We start from the raw sequence: 6301 nt of genomic DNA on the forward strand, positions 1-6301 counted from the left end.
GTATGCGGCCTGCGAGTATCTCGGCGCTGCGCTGCGAGTCGATGTTGGTGAAATTGAGCAGCAGCCCCGAGGCCTTGTCCTCGCCGGCCATCCAGTCGCTTAAAGCTTCGGCATACAGGCCGTCTTCCCGCATGCGGGCGACGAGATCGCGATCCGATCGCTTTTCGTGCAGGCGCAGGATCAGGTGCATGCCGCCCGGCTGGGAATCGATATGCATGCGTTTGCCCAAAATCCTTTCGAGGCCCGCCGCGGTGACCCCACGCCGCCCAGCATAAAGTTTTCGCATCCGCTGGATGTGGCGCGCGAAATGTCCTTCCGTGATGAAGGCGGTGACGATGGCTTGCGTGAGCTGCGGGCTTGCGCCCCCAAACACCTGGCAGGTCTGTTCGAAGCGTTGTACTTCTGCTTCCGGCACGACGATATAGGCAAGCCGGATACTCGGAAACAGCACCTTGCTGAAGGTGCCCGCATAGAGCACGCGTCCGTCACGATCCAGGCTTTTGAGGGCTGGCAAGGGTCGGCTGACATAGCGATATTCCCCGTCATAATCGTCCTCGATGATCCAGGCATCGTTCCGCCGCGCCCATTCGAGCAGCGCCAGGCGCCGGGGCAGCGACAGCGACACGCAAAGCGGGCTCTGGTGCGCCGGTGTCACGACGGCGGCCCGCGCGTGGGGCGCAAGCGTCAGCCCATCCGCCACGTTGATGCCGTCCTGGTCGACTGGCACGGACGCCGCCTCGATCTGCATGTGGCCAAGGACTTCCCTTGTCGGCGGATATCCGGGGTCTTCGAGCCAAACGCGATCACCGGCTTTCAGCAGCGCATACGCAATCAGCGCGATGGACTGGCGGTAGCCGGATGTCAAAAAAACCTGTGAGGGCGAACAGATAATCCCGCGCGAGAGCTGAAGGTAGGCGGCAATCTGAGCCCTGAGCGCCGGCAAGCCAAAGACGGCGGGGTGAACCATGTCGGCGGGCTGCATGGCACGCACCGCACGCGCGGCAAGTCGCGCCCAGATCTTGCGCGGAAAGGCATCGAGCGCCGGCAGGCCCATCTGGAACGGCAGGATCGAATCCGCGCGGAAGCTCGGTGCCGCGATCGCGCTGTCGGGCCGAGGCTGCGGGCTGATGATTGGCGAGCTGGTCTTGAGGCCGGGCGTCACGATCGTGCCGGCCTGGCCGCGCGCCTCGACATAGCCTTCCGCGGCCAGCAGGGAATAGGCCGTCTCGATGGTCCCGCGCGCCAGCCCTAGTTCCCGCGTCAGCGCGCGCGCGGAGGGAATGCGGTCTCCCGGCTTCAGCAGGCCGCTGGCAATGGCATTGCGAAACCGCTCATAGATCTGGCGATAGAACGGCTCTGCGGCCGTAGGGTCCAGCGGCGCGATCTTGCTCGGAGTGACGTCTGGCATGGGCTATCCCGATCGTTCGGAGGTTTCCCGATCCGCTATACCACATGCGCGCGATCATGGTTTAGTTCAAATGTTCCTTCATGGCCCTTCGATATAGGGCATGACCGCCGTATGCATCGATGATCGCAAATGCGGAGCCAAGGCTCCCCCAACTATTGGATCGGTCGATGAATACAATTTTACGCATCAGTTTCAGCCCTCGTGGCCAGGCATCCGAGAGCCATCGGCTCTCCCAGAGGATCGTCGCTCTGTTGCTGCACAAGCAACCGGGCGCGCAGGTCATCGATCATGATCTCGGCAATGGCAGCCTGGCACAGGTCGATGGCAGTTATGCGCAGTCTCAAGGGGGCCCTGTCGATGTTTCGAGCGACGGCTCGATCGTACAGTCGGAAGACCTTATTGGAGAGCTGGAGCGTGCGGACATCCTGATCATCAGCACGCCGATGCACAATCTGACCATGCCATCTGCGCTGAAGGCCTGGATCGATCATGTCGTCCGTGTGCGCAGGACGTTCAACCTCACGCCGGCCGGCAAGGTCGGAGCGCTTCGCGACCGTCCGGTCTTCCTGGCCATCGCGTCCGGCGGCCGGTATTCGGGCGAGCGGGCGAACCAGCCGGATTTCCTGACGCCCTATCTGCGGGTCATCCTGGGCATGATCGGGCTCAAGGACCTGACCTTCTTCTCGGTTCAAGGGACGGGCTCTTCGCCGGACGCTTTGGCCGAGACGCGGGCTAGGACCGAAGAGGAGCTGCAAACCTATTTCTCTACCTTCCAGGCGTAGCAGCTTACGAGAGCAAGCTCTGCCGGAAGGTGCGGTAGCTCTCCGGCGAATAGCGCAGCGCAAGCAGGATGAGCCCGACAATGCCGATCGCCATCAGCATCCATGCCTGCGACAGGTCTGCAAAGACATCCCGCAGAGCGCCGGCCATCAGCGGAACCAGACTTGCGATAATGTAACCGCCGCCCTGCACGAAGGCAGTGAAATCGCCGGCGATGGTAGGATTCCGGACGTGGTCGATGGCAACGATGATCGAGAGGGGAAAGAGAATGCCGATGCCGGCGCCAAGCAGCAAGACGGCTGGAACTGCAAGCATGAGGGGTTCGATCAGGAGGCAGGCCAGTCCGGCAAGGACGAGGACCAGGCAGGTGACCAGCGGGCCCCGGCGATCGGGAAAATGGTGGATGAACGCCGCGAGGCCAAGCGCCGTCAGCGCCTCCACGAAGGTCAACCCAGCCAGGAGGTAGCCGGCGGTCTGTGGCGACTGCCCCCGCTCGACGTAGAAGGGCGGCAACCATGCCATCACGAGCATGAAGGCGCCCGTGCCGATACCGAAGAAGACGAGGAGCGACCAGCTGCGCGGGTTTCGCCAGAATGCCGGCGTCTCGACCGGCAACGAAGACGCCGGCGCCTCGGACGCCGCGGCCCGGCTGGCGACGGACCAGATTGCCAAAGCGAGGAGGGCGGGAACAGCCCAGAGCGCCAGCGCCGGTGCCCAGCCGAACCGATCCGCAAGCCCGGCCGCGCTTGCCGCCGCAATCGCCGCGCCAGAGACGATGCCGGTGGAAAACAGGCCGATGGCGCGTCCGGTGTTTTCGGCAAAATTTCGCTTGATGAAGCTCGGTGCGAGCGCCTGAACGATTGATATGCCAACGCCCGCGCCGGCAGCCGTTGCCAGCAGACCGATCCCGCCATCGAACCAGACCCGGCTCACACAGGCGGCGGCAAGGATGAAGGCGCCGCAGCCGATACCGAACTTTTCGCCCAGCGCCTTTCGCAGTAACCTGACCGACATCGCACCCACGCCCATCAGGAAGACGGGCAGCATGGTGAGAAGCCCGATACCGGTCGAGCCCATGCCGGTCGTATCGAGAATGAGGCCTGTCAGGGGACCGATTGCCGCGATGGCTGGTCGCAAATTGAGTGAAACCGCGACGACCGCGACCATGAGTAAGCGGCTTTGTGCCGTGTGCAGGCCTGTCATCTGATCGTCCCCCGGGTTCCCATCGCGCCGACGCCACGATCGAGAGGCTATCACCGACGATTGCATTGCGGGCCTAAAGACGGCCACACTTGGAGTATCTTGGCCTAGCTGGACAGGTCCATGATCGACATCCGTTGCTAGACCATGGCTCTATCGCCATTGCAATCGACTGAGACTGGAAGCGCATGGGCCGAAGCGTCTACTCGGTTCACGGCATTCACATTTAGCCGCCAAAAGTGGCACTGCGGCGGTCGCTGGCTTACGAGCGGACCCGCGCGCCGGGGGCTGTCGATCCCGGTTTCCGGCTTGTTGCCTACGCTAAGCTGAACCTCCTGCGGCAACCCTTTTAACCGGTCTTGCGGGAGGCGAACGGCTTTCGCGGTTCCCGCTACAGCTGGTATGCCCATTCATATTTTGGCCGCTTCTGCCCGACGACCCAAGAGCTGTCACTGCGTGAAACCGCTCGATTATAAACCTTGGTCGCCAGGTGGGCGGAAATCGCACCCCCACCAACAAGGTTGATCTGCCGATCATGTCGTGTTTTGAAGGTGGCACATTGGCGCCGGGGATTTGACAACAGGAATGGCAGAACAGTTTGACATGTTTTCGGAGCAGGCTGCGCGCGACCCGATGCTCACGCGTGGCACCTCCAAATCCACCAAGGTCGAAACTCATGCCATCCCGATGAGTGAAGAGGACATGGTCCGTCATCTGTCGAAGACAGGCCGCTATCGGATCTTGCAGAGACTGGTGCCGCGCGCAATCTCACCATTCCCACGCCCGGAGTACCTCCTCAAGGGCATCATTCTCGACACCGAGACCACGGGCCTCAATGCGCGCAAGGATGAGATCATCGAGATCGGCGTGATCGCTTTCACCTTCGATGGGGCAGGAAGCATTGGTGACGTCACTGGCGTCTACGGCGGCCTTCAACAGCCGCGCGTTTCCATTCCTTCCGAAATCACCAGGCTCACCGGAATCACCGACGACATGGTGGTTGGGCAAACGATCGACCTGGCGGCGCTAGAGGCGCTGATTGAACCGGCCGATCTGTTGATCGCCCACAATGCCGGTTTCGACCGGCCATTCTGTGAGGCGTTTTCCCATCTGTTTTCCGGCAAGGCCTGGGCTTGCTCTAACTCTGAGATCGACTGGTCGTCGCGCGGCTATGAAGGCACCAAACTCGGATATCTGATCGGGCAGGCGGGCTATTTCCATGACGGTCATCGCGCTGTCGATGATTGTTTCGCGCTTTTGGAGGTCCTGGCCCGTGAGGTGGACGGATCTGCTTCCACCGCTTTTGCCGAACTCTATCAGGCAAGCCAGAGATCGCGTATCCGAGTCTTTGCGGAGAACAGTCCCTTCGACATGAAGGATCACCTGAAGGCGCGAGGCTATCGCTGGTCCGACGGAAGCGACGGCCGTCCCAAGTCCTGGTGGATCGAGGTTGGGGAAGAAGCGCTCGAGGATGAGCTCCGCTATCTCAGGGGCGAAATCTACCGCTATCCTGACGCCGATCCACCGACTAAACGCCTCACCGCTTTCGACCGGTTCCGGGCCTGATAGCCCTTTCTGCCCATCTTATGAGCGGACCCATGCTTTGAGCGCATGGCCGACCTGAGACCTTGTGCCTTATCGATCGGCACGCGAGGGCCTATATTCCAATCATCGAAACGACGTTGGGACCGAAGCAAGGTTGCTAGCGTCAAGAGACCTCACGAAAGGGGATCATCATGAACGTAGCACGCTCCTTCAACAACTGGCGCAAGTTCCGTCAGACCGTTACCGAACTTGGCCGCATGAGCTCGCGCGAACTGCAGGATCTCGGTATCAATCGTGCTGACATCCACAAGGTTGCGCGCCAATCGGTCGCCGGCTAGTCCGCTAGTCTAGGCAATCCTGAATGATGATACGCCCGCTTTTGACGCGGGCGTCTTTGTGTCTGGGCCACCGCGAGGCGCCAAGCTGGCGATTTCTCCCCTTCGACCGAGGCGATGCACTTTCCGCATGTCAACACTGCAGCAAAGCCTATTTCGTATGCGGCGAGAACGGGTATGTTGACTTCATCGAAGCGATGCAACTCCTGCCGCAGAGCTTCGTGTTTCAGACGGCCCACTCCTCCTCCCAAGGGGCGTCTGAGGGAACAGGAACAGCGGCACTCCTCCCGCGGCAGGCTTTTTCGTTCCAGGACTGTGCGTCAGAGCCGGAGAGCGAGCTGCGGTTCTTGTCTGCTTTCTTCGGTATTGAGTGATGACAGGGTGATCCCGAGGAGCCGTACCGGACCTTTAAACGGGAACACTGATGCGAGCAGGGTCTCAGCAATCTCCAGGATCATGTCGATGTCCGATACGGCTCCGGACACCGTCCTGCTGCGTGTGGCCTGGCTGAAATCTGAATATTTGATTTTGACGGTTATCGTCTTTCCCGCGATGTTGTGCGCCTCGCAATAACGCCAGACTTTTTCGGCCAGGGGCCGCAGCACGGTCTTGGCCGGTTCGAGATCATCAATGTCCTCGGCAAATGTGTCTTCAGCTCCGACCGACTTGGGGATTCGGTCAGGCCTGACCTGCCGCTCGTCTATGCCGCGCGATGCCGTGGAAATACGGACCCAACTTGCCAAAGTGCTGCTGAAGGAATGCCAGCGACTTCGCCTTGAGATCAAAGCCCGTCTCGATACCATGCCGTTTCATCCGCTCGGCGGTGGCCGGCCCCACACCATGGAATTTCTTGACAGGGAGGGCTTCGACAAAGCCCGGGCCGTTCTTCGGGGTGATGACGGCCTGGCCATTCGGTTTGTTCAGGTCGCTTGCCATCTTGGCCAGGAATTTGTTGTAGGAGATGCCGGCCGACGCATTGAGGTTGGTGACTTGTTTGATCTTTGCGCGGATCTCCAGCGCAATCTCGGTGGCA

General features: G+C 61.0%; 5 protein-coding genes and 1 pseudogene. 3 read left to right on the forward strand and 3 right to left on the reverse strand.

The features are described from left to right. On the reverse strand, positions 1-1408 hold a 1408-nt coding region (locus tag VL202_RS13820; protein WP_325464690.1), incomplete at its 3' end, for a PLP-dependent aminotransferase family protein. A 167-nt stretch (positions 1409-1575) separates the two neighbouring features. Between VL202_RS13820 and VL202_RS13825 the strand changes: the two genes are divergently transcribed. Next, positions 1576-2190, forward strand: a complete 615-nt coding sequence (locus VL202_RS13825) for an FMN-dependent NADH-azoreductase (RefSeq protein WP_325464691.1) — start codon at positions 1576-1578, stop codon at positions 2188-2190. Positions 2191-2194: 4 nt separating this feature from the next. Here the strand turns inward: VL202_RS13825 and VL202_RS13830 are convergent, their stop codons facing one another. Beyond that, positions 2195-3391 (reverse strand): MFS transporter, encoded by a 1197-nt coding sequence (locus VL202_RS13830; RefSeq protein ID WP_325464692.1) that lies wholly within the window; start codon positions 3389-3391, stop codon positions 2195-2197. A gap of 582 nt (positions 3392-3973) precedes the next feature. Here VL202_RS13830 and VL202_RS13835 point away from each other — a divergent pair. Together VL202_RS13835 and VL202_RS13840 are read left to right on the forward strand one after the other, a co-directional pair. Next, a complete protein-coding gene (locus VL202_RS13835) occupies positions 3974-4954 on the forward strand; it encodes a 3'-5' exonuclease (protein ID WP_325464693.1) in 981 nt (326 codons plus the stop codon). A gap of 170 nt (positions 4955-5124) precedes the next feature. Further along, a complete protein-coding gene (locus VL202_RS13840) occupies positions 5125-5271 on the forward strand; it encodes a DUF1127 domain-containing protein (protein ID WP_325464694.1) in 147 nt (48 codons plus the stop codon). A gap of 317 nt (positions 5272-5588) precedes the next feature. On the opposite strand, the pseudogene VL202_RS13845 reads toward VL202_RS13840, so the two are convergent. Beyond that, positions 5589-6301 (reverse strand): annotated as a pseudogene (locus tag VL202_RS13845) (DNA polymerase thumb domain-containing protein); the annotation flags it as partial.

Source organism: Pararhizobium sp., from assembly GCF_035497515.1.
GTDB lineage: Bacteria > Pseudomonadota > Alphaproteobacteria > Rhizobiales > Rhizobiaceae > Pararhizobium.

What these genes read in the sequence shown, in the direction of transcription:
- VL202_RS13825 (WP_325464691.1), top strand. Translation starts at nt 1,576, where the DNA reads ATGAATACAATTTTACGCATCAGTTTCAGCCCTCGTGGCCAGGCATCC.
- VL202_RS13830 (WP_325464692.1), bottom strand. Translation starts at nt 3,391, where the DNA reads ATGACAGGCCTGCACACGGCACAAAGCCGCTTACTCATGGTCGCGGTC.
- VL202_RS13835 (WP_325464693.1), top strand. Translation starts at nt 3,974, where the DNA reads ATGGCAGAACAGTTTGACATGTTTTCGGAGCAGGCTGCGCGCGACCCG.
- VL202_RS13840 (WP_325464694.1), top strand. Translation starts at nt 5,125, where the DNA reads ATGAACGTAGCACGCTCCTTCAACAACTGGCGCAAGTTCCGTCAGACC.